Origin of the sequence: Listeria tempestatis, from assembly GCF_963575625.1 — a bacterium.
GTDB classification, from domain to species: domain Bacteria; phylum Bacillota; class Bacilli; order Lactobacillales; family Listeriaceae; genus Listeria; species Listeria tempestatis.
The window spans coordinates 101748-120359 of record NZ_CAUYTK010000002.1 but is presented as its reverse complement, the minus strand read 5'-3'; the positions used below and the strand labels follow the sequence as shown (position 1 = coordinate 120359).

18 protein-coding genes and 1 other annotated feature are annotated in these 18612 nt (G+C 38.7%); all 18 genes read right to left on the bottom strand.

Features of this window, described 5'->3' with window-relative positions; genetic code table 11:
- Nucleotides 1–3: 3 nt before the first annotated feature.
- On the bottom strand, nt 4–666 hold the full coding sequence (gene deoC, locus R8923_RS03260) for a deoxyribose-phosphate aldolase (RefSeq protein ID WP_485871325.1): 663 nt from the start codon (nt 664–666) through the stop codon (nt 4–6).
- A gap of 124 nt (nt 667–790) precedes the next feature.
- Nucleotides 791–991 (bottom strand): cold-shock protein CspD, encoded by a 201-nt coding sequence (cspD, locus tag R8923_RS03255; RefSeq protein WP_007472424.1) that lies wholly within the window; start codon nt 989–991, stop codon nt 791–793.
- 359 nt (nt 992–1350) lie between these two features.
- Complete coding sequence (locus tag R8923_RS03250) at nt 1351–2049, bottom strand: phosphatase PAP2 family protein (RefSeq protein ID WP_485871324.1); 699 nt, start codon at nt 2047–2049, stop codon at nt 1351–1353.
- Nucleotides 2050–2060: 11 nt separating this feature from the next.
- Complete coding sequence (gene dapF, locus R8923_RS03245; RefSeq protein ID WP_485871633.1) at nt 2061–3032, bottom strand: diaminopimelate epimerase; 972 nt, start codon at nt 3030–3032, stop codon at nt 2061–2063.
- Nucleotides 3033–3098: 66 nt separating this feature from the next.
- Complete coding sequence (ileS, locus tag R8923_RS03240) at nt 3099–5858, bottom strand: isoleucine--tRNA ligase (RefSeq protein ID WP_485871323.1); 2760 nt, start codon at nt 5856–5858, stop codon at nt 3099–3101.
- Nucleotides 5859–6111: 253 nt separating this feature from the next.
- Nucleotides 6112–6328: a binding site (T-box leader), on the bottom strand.
- Nucleotides 6327–6860 carry a DivIVA domain-containing protein gene (locus R8923_RS03235; protein ID WP_485871322.1) on the bottom strand — a complete coding sequence of 178 codons (534 nt, stop codon included), beginning with the start codon at nt 6858–6860 and terminating at the stop codon, nt 6327–6329. It overlaps the preceding feature by 2 nt.
- Nucleotides 6861–6977: 117 nt before the next feature.
- Nucleotides 6978–7496 (bottom strand): 3H domain-containing protein, encoded by a 519-nt coding sequence (locus tag R8923_RS03230; RefSeq protein WP_485871321.1) that lies wholly within the window; start codon nt 7494–7496, stop codon nt 6978–6980.
- Between the two features lie 19 nt (nt 7497–7515).
- The gene (locus tag R8923_RS03225; RefSeq protein ID WP_485871320.1) at nt 7516–8292 is read right to left on the bottom strand and encodes a YlmH family RNA-binding protein; all 777 of its coding nucleotides are present in this window, start codon (nt 8290–8292) and stop codon (nt 7516–7518) included.
- Between the two features lie 88 nt (nt 8293–8380).
- The gene (locus tag R8923_RS03220) at nt 8381–8671 is read right to left on the bottom strand and encodes a YggT family protein (protein WP_485871319.1); all 291 of its coding nucleotides are present in this window, start codon (nt 8669–8671) and stop codon (nt 8381–8383) included.
- Between the two features lie 23 nt (nt 8672–8694).
- Entirely contained in the window at nt 8695–9156 is a 462-nt protein-coding gene (locus R8923_RS03215; RefSeq protein ID WP_485871318.1) for a cell division protein SepF, read from the bottom strand.
- A gap of 18 nt (nt 9157–9174) precedes the next feature.
- Nucleotides 9175–9846 (bottom strand): YggS family pyridoxal phosphate-dependent enzyme, encoded by a 672-nt coding sequence (locus tag R8923_RS03210; RefSeq protein ID WP_485871317.1) that lies wholly within the window; start codon nt 9844–9846, stop codon nt 9175–9177.
- A gap of 55 nt (nt 9847–9901) precedes the next feature.
- Nucleotides 9902–11053, bottom strand: a complete 1152-nt coding sequence (gene ftsZ / locus R8923_RS03205; RefSeq protein WP_485871316.1) for a cell division protein FtsZ — start codon at nt 11051–11053, stop codon at nt 9902–9904.
- Between the two features lie 36 nt (nt 11054–11089).
- On the bottom strand, nt 11090–12367 hold the full coding sequence (ftsA, locus tag R8923_RS03200) for a cell division protein FtsA (RefSeq protein WP_485871315.1): 1278 nt from the start codon (nt 12365–12367) through the stop codon (nt 11090–11092).
- 209 nt (nt 12368–12576) lie between these two features.
- Entirely contained in the window at nt 12577–13374 is a 798-nt protein-coding gene (locus R8923_RS03195; protein ID WP_485871314.1) for a cell division protein FtsQ/DivIB, read from the bottom strand.
- Between the two features lie 34 nt (nt 13375–13408).
- Complete coding sequence (gene murG, locus R8923_RS03190; protein ID WP_485871313.1) at nt 13409–14500, bottom strand: undecaprenyldiphospho-muramoylpentapeptide beta-N-acetylglucosaminyltransferase; 1092 nt, start codon at nt 14498–14500, stop codon at nt 13409–13411.
- Nucleotides 14497–15864 carry a UDP-N-acetylmuramoyl-L-alanine--D-glutamate ligase gene (gene murD / locus R8923_RS03185; protein ID WP_485871312.1) on the bottom strand — a complete coding sequence of 456 codons (1368 nt, stop codon included), beginning with the start codon at nt 15862–15864 and terminating at the stop codon, nt 14497–14499. The genes murG and murD overlap by 4 nt, the downstream gene beginning before the upstream one ends.
- A gap of 101 nt (nt 15865–15965) precedes the next feature.
- A complete protein-coding gene (gene mraY, locus R8923_RS03180) occupies nt 15966–16940 on the bottom strand; it encodes a phospho-N-acetylmuramoyl-pentapeptide-transferase (protein ID WP_485871311.1) in 975 nt (324 codons plus the stop codon).
- Between the two features lie 48 nt (nt 16941–16988).
- On the bottom strand, nt 16989–18458 hold the full coding sequence (locus tag R8923_RS03175; protein ID WP_485871310.1) for a UDP-N-acetylmuramoyl-L-alanyl-D-glutamate--2,6-diaminopimelate ligase: 1470 nt from the start codon (nt 18456–18458) through the stop codon (nt 16989–16991).
- Nucleotides 18459–18612: the final 154 nt, after the last annotated feature.

Below are 18612 nucleotides of genomic sequence, written 5' to 3'. Positions count from 1 at the left end.
TACCTAATAATCTGATGTACTTGTGCCACCAGAAACAATTTGAACACCTGCACTTGCACCAATTCGAGTCGCACCCGCTTCAATCATCGCAAGGACGTCTTCTTTTGTTCGTATTCCGCCTGAAGCTTTCACCCCAATATTTGGCCCGACTGTTTTCCGCATTAAAGCGATGTCATCCGCAGTAGCCCCACCTGTTGAAAACCCAGTTGACGTTTTTACAAAATCAGCACCGGCTTCTACCGCTAACTCACAGGCACGAACTTTTTCGTCATCCGCTAGTAAACATGTTTCGATAATCACTTTAACAAGCGTTCCATCCGCTGCATCTACAACTGCTTTTATATCAGCTAAAACAGCAGCATCATTGCCATCTTTTAGCTCACCAATATTTATAACCATATCGACTTCTGTCGCCCCGTTTTGAATCGCATCTTTCGTTTCAAAAGCTTTTACTTCTTTAGTGTTTGCCCCTAGCGGAAAACCTATCACAGTACAAACATCTACGCCCGTTCCTAGAAGTGCCTCGCTTGCTAATTTTACCCAAGTTGGATTAACACAAACTGAAGCAAATTGATATTCTTTTGCCTCACTCGTAAGCTTTAAAATTGCTTCCTTTGTTGTTTCAGGTTTTAAGGCCGTGTGATCAATCATCTTCGCAATATCCATTTTTCAAAACTCCTTCGATACATGATACCTGTATCTTAACCTAGTTTTCTCTGAAATTCAACGGAATTAAAAAAATCTAGCAAATAAAAATATTTGCTAGATTTTTGACTTAGCCAAACTGAAATTATAATTTAGTTACGTTTTCAGCTTGTGGGCCACGTTGGCCTTCAACAACTTCAAATTCAACTTCTTGACCTTCGTCTAAAGTTTTGAATCCGTCGCCTTGGATAGCGCTGAAGTGTACGAATACGTCGTCTCCGCCTTCAACTTCGATAAATCCAAAACCTTTTTCACTGTTGAACCATTTTACTTTACCTGTTTGCATATTTCACAAACCTCCAAAAATTTACTAATATGGCCTTTCTCAAAAAAAACAAACTGGTTCGAGCTAAACAACAAACAACCGAGTGCTTTTTTAAAAAAAATTCACATATTATAAAAAGTATTCAAATGACAAGGTGAATACCCTTTATAACATGTGAATAGTTCTTATCATTACTTCATGAAACAACTTACTTATTTTTTTATCAATATATTCATATTACATCGTTCCACTCTAAAATGCAAGTAAAAAGTAAGGCGTTTACATGATTGAAAATTCCAATCCTTTTATAAATTTTAAATAAAAAAGCGAAGATTTCAGCATTATTTTTTCTGAAAAACTTCACTTTTTTATTTATTTTATTATTCTACGATACTTTTATCATTTAAACGCCATTTTTTAAGCAATTCATGCAGTGGTTTTCGAACTAAGAAATACACACCTGTTGAAAGAAAAATCGATGCTACTCCGAATAAGAAACCGCCAAATACATCGGTTGGGAAATGAACCCCTAGGTATACCCGAGAATACATCACATAAAAAATGATGAATAGCCCCACTGCTCCAACAACAATTTTAAGCCAAATTTGACGTACTGTAAAAATCAAAAATAATGCTGCTAAACCATAAAATACACTTGTCGCTGTTGCATGCCCGCTCGGATAACTATAACCTGTTTCAGAAATCAGCCAGTTTACAGAATCCGGGCGAGTGCGTTCGACGAGGTTTTTGAAAAGTAAATTTAAAATAACTCCGCAAAGTAAAACTGTCCCACCAAACCATAGCCCAACTACAAATTTCCTCAATATAAATAGGACTATTACGACGATAATCGTCATCACTATGATATATTCAGCAGAACCAAAATGTGTTAAAAATTCAACCATATTTGTTGTACTTGGCTTAATATTACCATCTCTAATACGTTCAATCCACATTAAATCAAACTTTACAACCCATCTTTGTTCGGATGCCACACTTATAAGTTCAATTAAGAATATTAAAAGAGCAAATCCTCCTACTGCAAGAAGTGGCAAAGCTTTCTTTCGATTTGTATTCATAAATTCTCTCCTTATTTTGTATCATTTAAAAATTGTTCAACTTCACGAACCATTTTTAGATAATTTTCCTGCTCGTCTGTCTCAGAAAAAGCCATCACTTCAAAACTATCATCACCTAACTCAAGTGTTCCAAAAGCAGTGAATGTTGCATTTCCAATAAGTTGAATAGATTTTTCATCCGCTTTCACACGAACACGTCCACCATCATTATAAACGTCAAGCACTTCATCCAGTTTATCATGGTCAATCAATTTTTTTATCAGACTAGAGGCCGACATTGCTGTTCCACAGGCATTCGTGAAGCCTACACCACGCTCATATGTGCGCACAAAAATTTGTGTTGGCGAAAGCTTACGGACAAAACTAACATTCACGCCATCTGGAAAATATGGATTTTTCCCATTTAAATAATGCGAAAGCTCCTCCTGCTTACCTGAATCCAAAACGGCTTGACTAGTAAATGTAATCAAGTGCGGATTCGGCACCGCTACCGCTGAAAAAGTTAGTTCATCATCAAATTCAGGGATTTTTTCAGCCAAAAGCTCTTTCTTTTTGTAATAAAATGGGAGGTTTTCGAGCTCAAATAAAACGGGCGAAATTTCGACTTGATAGGTTGGAATATCATAGCCGAGCGACTCATTTTTCTGAACTACAAGGTCCGCTTTCATCGTTTCAACTTTTGCCTCATTTAACTTTTCCTTCTCGAGCAAATAACGTGCGACCGTCCGAAGACCGTTCCCACACATTGAAGCTTCTGACCCGTCCGCATTAAAAACACGCATTTTTCCAATTGTTCCCGCCCGTCCAGTGCTAACAAATAAAATTCCATCAGCGCCGAAAAGGGCATTTTCTCGCGTGCAAATTAAACGTGCTACTTGAGATCGTCTCTCATCAGACCAATTTTCGATGTGATTTAAACGTTCATCGATAATAAAAAAATCATTTTGCGAGCCATGAACTTTAATAAAATCAATTTTCACTATGTCAAAACCCCTCTCACATTTTTATTAGGAAAAGGGCGGTCGAAGCGATCGCCCTTTCTCCCGTCATTAATAATTTTCCGTTACAATGGTCGCACAGCGCTCGCACAGCGTTGGATGGTTAACATCCACTCCAACATCTTTTTTCACAACGCGGCAACGTTCGCACGTTTCACCTTCCGCTACCGTAATTTCTACAGCAACATGTTCTCCTTTAACAGCTTGTTCATTCGCTTTTTCTAGCCCAACAACAAGCTCAAAATCTGATACGATAAAGAGTTGTGCAAAGTCCCCTTGTAATGAGTTAAATAATTTTTCACCTTCTGCATCAACGTAAAGCGTTACTTTCGCTAACATGGACTTCCCAATTAATTTCTCATTACGTGCTTCTTCTAGTGCTTTTTGGACGTCATCACGCACACGTAGGAAAGCATCCCATTTTGTTACTAAATCAGCAGTATCTGCATAGTCTAGAACCTCTGGAAGATCTTCTAAGTGGATGCTAGACGATTGTTCGCCGTTTAAATGGAACCACACTTCATCAGCAGTATGTGGTAGAATCGGCGCCAATAGTTTAGCTAGAGAAGAAGCTGCTTCGTAAAAAACAGTTTGCATTGCACGGCGATCAGCACTATTTTTAGCTTCAATATAAACGACATCTTTTGCAAAATCCATATAAAATTGGCTTAGCATCACCGTACAGAAGTTGTTGATTTGATGATAAATCGTCGAGAATTCAAATTTTTCATAGGCGTTTCGCACATTTTGGGTAAGTTCATTCAGTTTTACAAGAATAAACTGATCCACCTCTCGCAGGTTTTCAAATGCCACTTTATTCGTCTCTGGATTAAAGTCACTTACGTTTCCAAGCAAGAAACGCATCGTATTACGGATTTTACGGTAAACTTCAGACACTTGTTTCAAAATGTCATCACTAATCCGCACATCTGCTTGATAATCAACAGATGCCACCCAAAGGCGCACAATATCAGCTCCAAGTTGATTAATTACCTTACCTGGTAAAATTGTATTCCCAAGTGATTTACTCATTTTTCTACCTTCCCCATCAAGTGCAAAACCATGGCTAAGCACGTTACGGTAAGGAGCAGCTCCCGTCATCGCAACTGCTGTCGTTAAAGAAGAATTAAACCAACCGCGATACTGGTCAGAACCTTCCATATAGAGATCAGCTGGGCGCGATAATTCAGGACGACTCGCTAAAACAGCTTGATGACTAGAACCAGAATCAAACCAAACATCCATAATATCCGTTTCCTTCGTAAATTCACCATTTGGACTTGATGGATGCGTAAAGCCTTCTGGAAGTAATTCTTTCGCTTCACGTTCAAACCAAACATTCGAACCATACTCTCGGAATAAATCGGAGACGTGATTAATCGTTTCATCTGTGATAATAGGTTCCCCGTCTTCACCATAAAAAATGGGTAGCGGAACACCCCATGCACGTTGGCGCGAAATAACCCAATCCCCGCGGTCACGAACCATATTATAAAGACGTGTTTCACCCCAAGCAGGTGTCCAAGTTACGTCTTGAACGGCATCTAAAAGCTCATCGCGGAATTTATTAATCGAAGCAAACCATTGCGGTGTTGCACGGAAAATAACAGGCTTTTTCGTACGCCAATCATGAGGATAGCTATGCGTAATGAATTCCATTTTAAGAAGCGCGCCCACTTCTTTTAATTTTTCCGTTACCAATTTGTTCGCATCATCATAAAACAGCCCTTCAAATCCGGGTGCCTCATCTGTAAATACCCCTCGAGAATCAAGTGGAGCTAGTACTTCAAGCTCATATTTTTGAGCTACAATAAAATCATCTTCCCCGTGTCCAGGTGCGGTATGAACTGCCCCTGTTCCGGCATCTGCTGTCGCATGGTCACCGTTAATCACAAGTGAATCACGGTCATAAAATGGATGTTTTGCCACAACTAAATCAAGTTCCTTCCCGCGAACTATTTTTTCAATCGTAGCATCTGTCCAGTCAAGCTGTTCTTTTAAAGAATCGACAAGCGCTGCTGCGACAACATATTTTTGACCGCCAGTGTTTACAACTGCATAGTCTAAATCAGGGTTTACCGTAATCGCCATATTGGCTGGAATTGTCCAAGGTGTTGTTGTCCAAATGATGATTTTTGTGTCATTATCTAAGACACCTTTTCCATCTTTAACATCAAAAGCCACATAGATGGAGGCAGATGTTTTATCCTGATATTCGATTTCTGCTTCAGCTAATGCAGATTCGCTTGACGGGGACCAGTAGACCGGTTTTTTCCCTTTATAAATATAGCCTTTTTTCGCCATGTCTCCGAAAACTTTAATTTGCTCTGCTTCATATTCAGGTTTTAACGTAATATAAGGATTGTCAAAATCACCGCTAATGCCGAGGCGTTTAAAGCCTGTGCGCTGAATATCCACTTGTTTATAGGCATATTCTTCACAAAGTTTACGAAACTCTGCGACTGTCATTTCTTTACGCTTAACCCCTTTTTTAGTTAAAGCTTGTTCAATTGGCAAACCATGTGTATCCCAACCAGGAACGTATGGCGAGCGGAATCCAGCCATAGATTTGTACCGCACAATGAAGTCCTTAATGGTTTTATTCATGGCATGACCCATATGAAGTTCCCCGTTAGCGTACGGTGGTCCATCATGTAAAATATACGTTTTACGTCCAGCATTTTTTTCTTGAATTTTATGGTAAAGATTATCCTTCTCCCATTTTGCTTGCCATTCTGGTTCCTTATTCGGTAAATTTCCACGCATTGGAAAAGCAGTTTTCGGCATCAATAGTGTGTCTTTATATTCCATTTTATTTAGCTCCTTTAATGTTTGTTTTGGTGTTGTTGGTAATAAACCTTTAACTTACTGCGCACTGGACTCGGCACGCTAATGTGTGAAGTTCCTTTTGGAACGGCGCAGGGCTTTGCCCAGCCTTGTATTGGAACTCTATACGCTAAAGCGTTAAGAGTTGATGGATCAACGCAGGGCTTTGCCCAGCCTTGTATTGGTACTCTAAACGCTAAAGCGTTAAGAGTTCCAATAAAAAATCTCCTCCCTTAGAAAAAGGGACGAGATTATCGCGTTACCACCCTTGTTGACAGGAATTTTAATTTCTTGTCCACTCGTTCCAATAACGCTTGGCGGCGCTAGTTCTTACTGATTTCAGAACTAGAGACTCCAGAGTGATTTCAATTTTTCGGCCAATTTCAGTCTCACACCAACACTGAATCGCTTGGATTGGGTTAGAAAAATTTACTTGTCTCTTTCAACATCTATTTAGTCAATATTTTCTTCTGATTCTGCATCTTGAACTTCTTTGATGGATTTTAATTCTGTTGCATCAACATCGTATTCCATCATTTGTTGCCAATCGTCGCTTTGGATTAAATCCATTTGTGCTTCAACAAGTAGACGTAGTCTTTCACGGAAAACTTTAGATTGGCGTTTTAGGTCTTCAATTTCAATCGCAATTTTACGTGCTTTTGAAAGTGAATCTGCTAAAATTCGGTCTGCATTTTTCTCTGCTTCACGAATAATTAATTTTGCTTCTTTTTCAGCAGATAGCTTCACTTCCTCAGCAGCTGTTTGTGCAACAATAAGTGACTTATTTAACGTCTCTTCAATGTTTGTAAAATGTCCTAAACGCTCTTCATTATTGTTAAGCGAATCCTCCATACGTTTCTTTTCTTTAATGACTTGTTCATAGTCTTTGATGATTTGATCAAGAAAATCATTGACTTCATCTTCATCGTAACCTCTAAAACCACGGGTAAATTCTTTATTATGTATATCCAGTGGTGATAATGGCATCGCTAACACCTCCATGCAAATTATAAAAACAGTTTTAAAATAGCTTTTCTGTAAAATAGCCTAATATAAAATACATTTTACCACAAAGACCTTCGTTTTCATAGTTTTGTGTGAAATTTATTGAACGAGTATGCCTAAACGCTCAAGTGCTTCAATTGCTTTGTCTAATTGTTCATCTGTATCTGCTTCAATCGTATGCAAATGAACACCGTTAGTTAATCCTGAAAGCATCATCGCATTTGTTGCGCCGAGGCGCCTAATGAATTTTTCAACATCAAAACGGTTGTTTAAATGTAACGAGGCAATAATTTCACCATAGATGGGGTGCTCCACAATAACGTCAATAATGGATACTCCGTAATCAACAAGCGTATTAAGCTCTTTCTCTGATTCACGTTTGGTATGTTGACAAGCAATCACTCGCCTTGGACGATTATTTTCCGATACATATAAATACCCTTGTGGCGTTGAAATAAGTGGCGAATTTGTTGCACGAAGAAGAGAAACATCTTGCACAATCACTTGACGACTGACATTTGTTCTTTTGGCTAGTTCTGCACCAGAAATAGGTTCATCAGCTGCCATTAGCCATTTCAAAATTGATTTTCGACGTTCATCACCTAACATTTTTTTCATTTATATGCCTCTTTCGTTTTTATTTTAAAAAGCCGATTTCCATACGAATTTTATCCTTTTTCGTTCGTCCATGTACTTGTAAAAGTTTAATTCGTCCATATCCTTGGACAGATAAGATATCCGCTTCTTCACAGTCAAAATCTGGATTTCCAACAACTTTCCAGTTTACCTTTACTAAACCAGCTTGAATCATTTGCTTCACTTTTTGTCGTGATAGATGTAGTGCATTAGCAACAACGCTATCTAAACGCAGGCTAGAAGCGGTAACCATCGTCCCTTCCCAAACTTGCTCAATTTGTATAGCCTCATCAAGTGACAATTTTTCTAGCGTAATATTTACTTTTCCGATTTTATCAAGTTGGCTTGAAACATAATTTTCCATTTCAGCATCAACAAAGAATTGCCATTCCTCTTCTAAATTGACAATATCACCAAAAATATCCCTTTTTATTCCGAGTGACATAAGTGTTCCTAAAATCTTTTGGTGTGATAGTGTTGTAAATTTTACTGGGTAACGAATGTGGAACAGAACGATGTTAAAATCATCAATCGATGGCGCATAATAATCTGGGTAGATGAGCGCTCTTTTTCGTTCTGTCATAGGTGTCCCACCAAAAAAATCTACTTTAATATTTTCATAGCTACCTACTATCGTCTGCACGATAAAACGCTGTCTTGGATCTAAAAAGTCGGTTAGCCTTGGTGTATATTCATCTGTTACTTGCATTGTGATTTCTAATATTTGATCAATAAAAGCATGTTCTTCCCCGCGAAAATGCTGATAAATCCCTTCCATTCTCACTCTCTCCTCTTTTTAAACGCGTATAGCTTATATTATACCATGAATTTACAGCGAACAAAAAAAGCCATGCACAAGCATAGCTTTAAAATAACAATGGTAATACGTATCTATAAATTAGGTTTGTTAAAACCGACATTGCAAATTGAAATGCAATGAAAGCAACAAGTGATGAGATATCAAAAATACCAATTGGCGGTATAATCCTTCTAAACGGTTCTAGAATTGGTTCAAACATTTTCCCTAGAAAACGTCCAATTTTAGATTCACGCGCTCCAGGAAACCAGCTCATCAAAAAGTAAACAAACATTAAAGTTGGCAAATAGCGAATGATAAACAAAATCACTTGCACAACTTGATATAAAAACAGTTCCAAAAAGAGTCCACCTCTCTAGTTACTTACATGAAGTCTTGTTCTTCTAACATCTCAGAAATCGATCCATCTACATCAACATTTTCAGGTGTACATAAGAAAATATTATTGCCGATGCGCTGGATATCTCCTCCAAGAGCATATACTGTACCGCTTAAAAAGTCAACAATCCGAATAGCTTGATCGTGGCTAATGCGTTGCAAATTTACTACAAGTGTTTTGTATTCTTTTAAGTAATCCGAAAGTTCCTGCGCTTCAGCATAAACACGCGGTTCGGCTAGCACTACTTGGCTAGAAAATTGTGCCCCTTGCATACTTACCACCTTGTTATTTTCAGATTCTTCCACTGCCCGGAATTTATTTTTTGCTGCTTTTTTTTGCGTCATCGGTTCAGGTTCCTGCACTTTTTTTGATGTTGGTTCTTCGTAGTATTCTTCTCCTTCTTCATCTAAAAAGAAAAAAGATTTAAATTTGTTTGAAAGTCCCATGATTTTGCACCTCCGTAATTAGTCGTTCACCAAAGCTCTACCTACTCGAATATGTGTAGCACCTTCTTCTATCGCAATCATGTAGTCATTCGTCATTCCCATCGATAGTTCCTTACATGGTACACGGTTTAAACCGAGCTTTTGAATGTCTAGCTGCAACTGCTTTAATTCGTGAAATACTTGATGTAACTCACTCACATCTTCCGTAAGTGGTGCCATAGTCATTAAACCAATAATTTCAATATTCTTAAAATCCGCCTCTTTCAAGAAACGAACAGCTGCTTCCTTAGTAAAGCCATGTTTTGATTCTTCACCAGAAATATTAATTTGCAAGAAGCAAGGTGATGATTTTGTTGTACGTTTTTCAATTTCTTTTGCTAAACTTGGGCGGTCTACAGAATGAATGATGTCCACTTTATCCACAATATCGCGAACTTTTCGCGTTTGTAAAGAACCAATGAAATGCCAAACAATATCTGGCAAGTCAAGCAAAGCTTCATATTTTTCTAAAAAAACATCCGCCCGGTTTTCACCAAAATTTCGTAAACCTAATTCATATAGTTCGCGTATTCCAGCTACATCTGTCGTTTTAGTGACTGCCACCAAATGAACATCATTAGCACGTCCAATTTTCTGGCAAGCTACTTCAATATTAGTTTCAATTTGGCTGAGATTGTCTTTTTTCGTCATGATTACCTACACCTTTTTTATGTGGATTCCCACTTTATCCGCGTTTTAAACGAATTTAGCTTCTGCGATTTCGATTGCGAATGAAGGCTGGCACATCGACATCACCATTATTCGTTTCCACAGCTTGTTTAGGTTCCGCATTTTGCGGTTCTTCACGCTTTATCTCTTGCGTTTCATTTGCTGCATAATTTGGACGATTAACTTGAATTTGTTGCCCAGTAGCTGGACGGCGATTTTTCATTTCCGCTTGTTTTGCTTCATCAAATCCTGTTGCAATAACTGTCACAACTAGTTCGTCTTTTAATTCGTCATTAATAACAGAACCAAAAATCATATTCACTTCTGGGTCAGAAGCACTTGATACAATTTCGGCTGCTTCTTGAACTTCATACAAACTTAAGTTTGAGCCACCTGTAATATTCATTAACACACCTTTTGCCCCGTCAATTGACGTTTCAAGAAGTGGGGACGAAATCGCTTTTTTAGCAGCATCTGCCGCACGATTTTCACCAGTTGCAATACCAATTCCCATGAGTGCAGATCCGCGGTTTGTCATGATGGTTTTCACATCAGCAAAGTCTAAATTGATTAATCCAGGGACAGCAATTAAATCCGAAATACCTTGAACACCTTGTCGTAAAACATTATCAGCTTCACGGAAAGCTTCAAGCATTGGTGTGTTTTTATCTACTATTTGCAATAGGCGATCATTTGGGATGACGATAAGTGTGTCTACCGCCTCTTTCATCGCTTCAGTTCCAGCGACAGCTTGTTTCGAACGTTTTGGTCCTTCAAAACCAAACGGACGAGTCACAACACCGACAGTAAGAGCGCCCATTTCTTTTGCAATTTGTGCAATAACAGGTGCCGCTCCTGTTCCAGTTCCGCCGCCCATTCCAGCAGTGACGAATACCATATCTGAGCCTTTTAAAGCTTCTTCAATCATTTCACGGCTTTCCTCCGCAGCTTTTTTCCCAATATCAGGAACAGCGCCGGCGCCTAATCCACGTGTTAACTTTGTACCAATTTGTAATTTAATTTCAGATTTTGCTAAATTAAGTGCTTGTGCATCTGTATTTACGGCAATAAATTCAACACCTTGAACACCGTGTTCAATCATGCGGTTGACAGCGTTATTTCCGCCACCACCGACACCAATTACTTTAATCGTTGCCAAGCTTTCAGAATTTGTATCAAACTCTAACATATTTTTGCCTCCTAGTTTCACGATTTCCGATATATTTTATTCGAAAAAGGCTCCAAAAAAGTTTTTCATTTTCGTCGTTACCTTTTCATCTTCTGTTTTCTTTCGTTTCGGTTGTTTCGTAGCTCTTGCTTGCGTTGTTTCCTCTACATATTCCTCTGTATCACTGCTTAAATCTCGGCCATCAAACTCAGCTAAGTTATAAGCATACTGGATTAAACCGACCGCTGTCGTATAAGCAGGATCGCGTACACCTATATAATCTGGCATAGCGAGTCTAACGTGCCCACCTAGTGTTTTAGCAGCTAATTCGAGTGAACCAGGGATTCCAGAGCCACCTCCAGTCAAAACAAATCCGCCCGGCAATTGAGTAAAACCAGCTTGTTTTAGACCATCCAGTGCGAGCAAGAAAATTTCTTCCATGCGCGCTTCTATAATGTCAGCAATTTCCACTTGCGTAAAATGTTGCTTTTGGTCAGAACCAATGACATCAATCGCAAAAATTTCGTCAGCAGAGGCTTCGTCATAAAAAGCGTAACCGTGCTCTAATTTAACCTTTTCCGCGTTTGCTGTAGATGTATTTAATCCTAAAGAAAGGTCTTTTGTGACATTATCTCCGCCAACCGGGATAGTAAACGTATATACTAGTTTACCTTGTTCAAAGACGCTAATGGTTGTTGTGCCAGCACCAACATTAATTAAAGTTGTGCCAAATTCAAAATCGTCTTCTGATAATGAAATTGATGCCTCTGCTAAAGGTTGGAGAACTATTTCTGTAATTTCAAGACCAGCTCGTTCCACGCACCTTAGCGTATTATGTAAAATTGTTTTTGAACCCGTTACTAGTGTGCCTTCCATTTCAAGACGAACGCCACTCATGCCCCTTGGATCAGTAATACCGTCAAAACCATCAACAATAAATTGTTCTGGAAGTAAACTGATGATTTCTCTTTCAGCAGTAAGTGGTATCACTTGTGCTGCATCCATAACATTCCAAACGTCCTCAACAGTAATTTCCGGTTTGTCGCTATTTACAGCAACAATTCCACGCGCTTCTAAAAGCGCTACTTGGTTTGCGACAATGCCAACAATGACTTGCGAAATTTCAACGCCAACCATACGTTCAGCTTGACTAATTGCTTTTTTAATGGATTCGACAGCTTTGTCGATATCGATAATAATTCCTTTTTTAATGCCTTGAGCTGGAACATCTCCAACACCAATAATGTTAAGACGCTCGTTTGCCATTTCGGCAATAATGACCTTGATTTTGGATGAACCAATGTCAAGGCTCACATAAATTTCACTTTCTCCCATTTATCGGCACCTCCTTTTAGTCATTCATATATTTTCCCAAAACGGGGTTGTTTTCTCTATCCTGTTTTCCATTGTTAGCTTCGAGTTCACTTATCTACAGTCTACACTAACGAAACATGTAATTAAAGCACAAAGAACAATTTTTGACCATTTTTTTGAAATTATTTTTTCAAAACTCAAAAACACGAACAGACGCTCGTAATTAAATCTTAATTTTTTGCCTTTTTCTCTTCTTCTAACTTTTTCGTTTCGTTTTGTTTATAATAACTTTCAAAATATGCACCAACTTCTAAATTGATGACACCTTTTTGTCCTTCTTGAAGCTGTGCCACAATTGACGGATAATAACTCATTTTTTCAGCAAAAGTAGGAATTGTTGCGGAAACTTGATTTCCGTCATTCATGTAAAGCAGAATATGCTCGGCATCGCTTTTTTTAGGATCTAGGTGGACTTCTGAAATGGCTCGAATAACTTCTTCAGGTAATTGATTCATTTGCTCGACCATATCTTTTAAAAGTGTTCCATTTTTGAATCCTACATATAAAGCACGGTTGCCAATTGGAAATTTTTGGGCATTATCATTTAAAATTTTACCATTTTCTAAAATATCATAGTACATACCGTCTTTTTCCATATAGCCGACTGTTTTATATTCGGTAATTTTAAGTTTTAAATTACGAAAACCATCTTTTTCAACCACTGCTTTTTTAATAAGTTCCTGCTTTTCAAGTTGATTTTCTACTTTGCTATTATTCACGGCAATCATAAAATCATTTGAGTCAACACCACTTGCTTGTCTGATTTCATTTTCGGTTAGTTGACGATTTCCTGAAACATAGATTTGATCAACCTTACTAAAGGGGGATAAAAAATAGAGCGTAATCAGGATTAAAACGGCAAAGAAGCTTACCAATATAGTGAGATGACGAATAAGTTTCTTCTTACGATAGCGTTTTAGTTCAGGAATTTTATTTTCGATTGAGATAATTTTTTTGTTTTCAGTCATATTCGCCTCTCCTTTCGATTGTTTTCATCCCTTTTTATTTAATTAATTTTACCACAACATCAACAAGACGCTCTGCTGCGTCAGGTACACCGAGCTCTTTTGCGGCGTAAGCCATTTTGTTTAATTTAGCTTCATCTGCCATAACTGCATCAACTTTTCCCATTAAATTCGCTTGGCTTAACTCTTCTTGTGTAATGACGATACTGGCGCCATTTCTCTCTAAAGAACGAGCGTTATTCTCTTGGTGATTAGCTGTTACGTATGGACTTGGGATTAAAATACTTGGTAGACCTAGTGCGGTCAGCTCAGCAAGCGTTGTCGCACCAGCTCTTGAGATGACAAGATTCACACAGTTTAAAACAGCCGGCATATCGTAGATGAAAGGCTGCACACTGATAGTCTGTGGTAAATCCATTTCGACTAGTTTATCTTTTATTTTTTCATAGTGAACTTCACCTGTCACATAAAGTAGTTGGTAATCTTTTTCTCCCCATGTAGGCAAAATTTGCTCGACTGCTTCATTGATGGCTTTTGCTCCTCTACTTCCGCCAAAAGCAAGTACAGTTTGCTTGGCAGAATCTAAACCGTAGGATTCAAGAACAGCCGCGCTTTCCGTCCGAATAACTTCTGAAGCGCGCGGGTTTCCAGTGAAGACAATTTTTTCTGAAGCAAAAGAATCACTCACTTCTTCAAAACAAATCGCTACTTTATCTGCATATCGGCTTAAAAACTTGTTGGTAAGACCGGCCACACTATTTTGTTCATGAATGACAGTTGGAATGCCAAGTTTTGCTGCCGCATAGACGACAGGACCACAAACATAACCCCCAGTACCAATCACACAATCTGGTTTAAATTCACGCAAAATTTCCTTTGAGCGCGCGACGCCCTTTAAAAAGCGTGTAATCGTTTTGATATTTTCAAAAGATAGCGAGCGTTTAAAACCCGTAATTTCTATAGCTTCAAACGGGATACCAGCATGCTTTACAATATCAGATTCCAAACCTTTTTCTGTACCAATATATAGAAATTCAGCATTTGGATATTCTTTTTTACATTCTCTTAAAAAAGCAAGTGCCGGATAAACATGTCCACCCGTACCCCCACCGCTTAAAACGATTCTCATTGTTCCACCTCATCAGTTAGTTCTTGAATAGCATTCATAAAGGCGTTACCTCGCACTTCAAATGTGCGGTATTGGTCCCAGCTTGCGCAGGCTGGTGAAAGTAAAATAACATCGCCAGGTCTTGAAACTTTAAAAGCAACTGGAACGGCATCCTGAACATCTTTCACGTAGTGGACTTCGATTTCCACTTCTTTCGCAATGCGCGCAATTTTATTTGCTGTTTCACCAAAGACAACAACAGCTTTAACATTTCTTAAAAATGGTTTTAATTCATCAAATTCGTTACCTCGGTCAAGTCCGCCGGCAAGCAAAACTACAGGCTGTTTGAACCCTTTTAGCGCGCTTTGAGTTGCCAGAATATTTGTTGCTTTTGAATCGTTATAAAATTTTCTACCGAGAAGCTCTGTAACAAACTGCGTTCTATGCTCCACACCTTTAAATGTTTCAAGGACGTGCATAATCGCTTCATTTTCCACACCAATTGTTTTTGCTACCGCAATGGAAGCGAGAATATTTTCCAAATTATGCTCACCTGGAAGTAAAATATCATCGCGTTCTCCGATTTCTTCCTCACCAAACATCAACATGCCATTTTGGACATAGGCCCCTTCTGAAAGCCTTTGGGTGGTTGAAAACGGGATAATCTTAGCCGCCGTTTTTTTCGTTAAATGAATAAGTTCTTCCTGGTCCCAATTGATGACTAGATAATCATCTGCAGTTTGATTTTTTTGTATGTGCCACTTCGCCGCCACATATTCCTCACGCGTATTATGATAATCAAGATGCGCTTCATAAATATTTGTGATGACTGAAATTTGCGGACGAAACGTATCAATGCCCATCAATTGGAAAGAGGACAGTTCCATCGTAATATATTGATCACTTGTTGCCTTTTCCGCTACTAAAGACGCGGGGAAGCCGATATTGCCTGCAAGAAGCGACTTATTTTTTTCCATTTCATTTAGCATGTGATGAATAATAGTTGTGGTTGTCGTCTTACCATTCGTTCCTGTAATGCCGATAATAGGTGCATCCGAAATTTGGTAGGCGAGTTCAACTTCTGTTATGATGGGTAATTTTAGACGCTCTGCTTTTGCAATCATCGGGTTATTATAAGGAATACCCGGGTTTTTCACAACAAGCTCAAAGCCTTCATCAAGTAATTCTGTTGGGTGGCTACCACAAATAACTTTGATTCCTTGTTCGAGTAAACCTTGCGCTTCTGGATTCTCACTAAAGGGTAGTTTATCATTGACTGTTACAAATGCGCCCAATTTATGAAGTAAACTTGCCGCACTAACGCCACTTTTGGCTAAACCAAGCACAAGTACTTTTTTGTGATGGTATTGACTAATATTTTTCATTAAAATTTCCCCCGTTTTTTAAATGCTTAGAAACGACCGAAAGCGCCAACTAAAACTGGTTTTAAAACCGCTTAGAGACGCCTTATGTCACAATTTGCGACCTATATAATAACAAGTAGCACAGCCAAAATGCCTGCTACAAGTCCTACTGTCCAAAATGTTAAAACAACGCGCCATTCGCGCCAACCAACAAGTTCAAAATGATGATGAATTGGCGTCATTTTAAAAATTCGCTTTCCGCCTGTTGCTTTAAAATAGGCCACTTGTAACATAACAGATGCGGTTTCAATCACAAAGACGACACCAATTAAAAGAAGAAGCCATTCGTGTTTTAACAGAATTGAAACGGCTGCAAGTGCCCCGCCTAGCGCAAGGGAACCGGTATCACCCATAAATATTTTCGCTGGGTTTTTATTAAAAAGAAGAAAGCCTAACATTCCGCCAACAACACTAAAACAGAAAAGCGCCACTTCCGTCTGTTTTTCGTAAATCGCGATAATCCCGAATGCGAGAAATGCGATGCTTGAAAGTCCTGACACGAGCCCATCTAGGCCATCTGTTAAGTTGACAGCATTTGAAAAACCAACAAGCCAGAACAAAACAAATAGTAGGAAAAACCAGCCGATATTAATTTCTGTACTTGTAAATGGAATTGTCAGTGTGTCTGGGTAATTATTCATATGGTAAATGATATAAAATAAAAGTGAGATGGCTACTTGACCAAAAAACTTTTGTTTAGAAGTTAAACCAAGGTTGCGTTTTTGAACAACTTTAATATAATCATCAAGAAATCCTAGTGCCCCGAACAGTAGCGTTACAATCAAAATCAGCCATGTTGCGGACGTGAAATCTCCGCTTATTAGTGACAAAAGTACATAACTAATCACAATAGCCGTTAAAAAGACTATCGCCCCCATCGTCGGCGTCCCAGACTTTTGTGCATGAAGTTTTGGACCTTCCTCACGAATGCTTTGACCGAATTTTAGTTTCACTAAAAACGGGATAAATATTGGTACGAGGGCTACTGTTATGATAAAAGCAACCGCTAATGCTGTAATTAAAAAGTATAAAGACACAATTTTTTCTCTCCAATCCTTTTTCCACTCTAAACTGTTATCATTGTATTAAAGTTTTTGTTTTTTTTCAATAGCTTTTCTAGCCACAATACGGTCATCAAAATCATGTTTTTCCGTCCCAATGATTTGATAATCTTCATGCCCTTTTCCTGCAATTAAAATAACATCATGAGCTTCTGCCTCATTGACGGCATATTCAATAGCTTCTTGACGGTTTACACGTACTTCGTAAGATTTACCTGCCGCACCTTTTAACATATCTTGAATAATCGACATTGGCTCTTCTGTTCGTGGGTTATCCGATGTAAAAACTGGATTGGTGGCATATTCTACCGCGATTTTTGCCATTTTCGGGCGTTTTCCTTTATCCCGATCTCCTCCGCAACCAACTACAACGAAAATGCGTTTTTTCGCAAATTCCGAAACAGTTTGTAAGACATTCAAAAGCCCGTCTGGTGTGTGTGCATAATCAACAATAACTGGGAAACTTTGCCCCGCATCCACTAATTCAAAACGCCCCGCAACACCTTTTATTGTACGGATTGTTTTCAAAATTTGCGCAAGCGAGACCCCACTAACATAACAGGTTGCTATTGCCGCTAGCACATTATAAATGCTAAATTTACCTATCATTTGAATATGAACCGTTTCTCGTCCCTCTGGAGAAAGAAGTTCGAATGTGGAACCTTGACTCGTAATTTCAATATGTTGTGCTTGGAAATCTGCCGCCTTATCAATACCATATGTAATAACATGCGCTGCCGTTGCAGTTTTCATTGTATCAAAAACTGCGTCATCCGCATTTAAAACTGCCATTTTGGGATTTTCTTTCGAATAGCGATTGCCAAGTTGGGCAAAAAGTAGACTTTTCGCATAGGCATATTCTTCCATTGTATTGTGATAATCTAAATGATCTTGTGATAAGTTCGTAAAAACCGCAACATCATAATCTGTACCATAAACACGCCCTTGCACAAGTGCATGACTCGACACTTCCATCACTGCCGCCGATACATTTTCTCTTTTCATTTCGGAAAAAACACGCTGTAAAGTCAGACTATCTGGCGTTGTATTTTTCGTTTCAACTGTTTTATCAGCAATTCGCATATACATCGTACCAATTAATCCTGTTGTTTCGCCCGAATCGCGTAAAACCTGCTCCACCAAATGACTTACAGTTGTCTTGCCATTCGTTCCTGTAATCCCAATAAGGCGCATCTTTTGACTCGGCGAACCATAAAAATAATCCGCTAAAAGTGCCATCCCTCGTTTTGTATCCCGAATAAGAATAACTGGAATCGAAACATCCACTGGCTTCTCAGCAATAATCGCTACAGCCCCGTTTTGCTCTGCCACTTGCGCAAATTGATGCCCGTCAACCATTTCACCATCAATACAAATAAAAAGCGTATCCGCTTCAACCTCGCGGCTATCTTGCGCAATTTTTTTGATTTCCATATTTAAATCCGCCTTCGACTCATAAAGCGGCAATATACTAAGCAACTCTTTTAATTTCAAAATGTCCATCTCCTTTAGCGACATTTTCCCGCACTTTGCTAAGAGAGAAAATATCCTTCTCTATCTTAGCAAAAAGCAAGAAGCTTTTCCATAGGGTAAAATGCGTACATGTCTTAGATAGACAAATTCTCATCTTATCCAAGACATGTAGTCA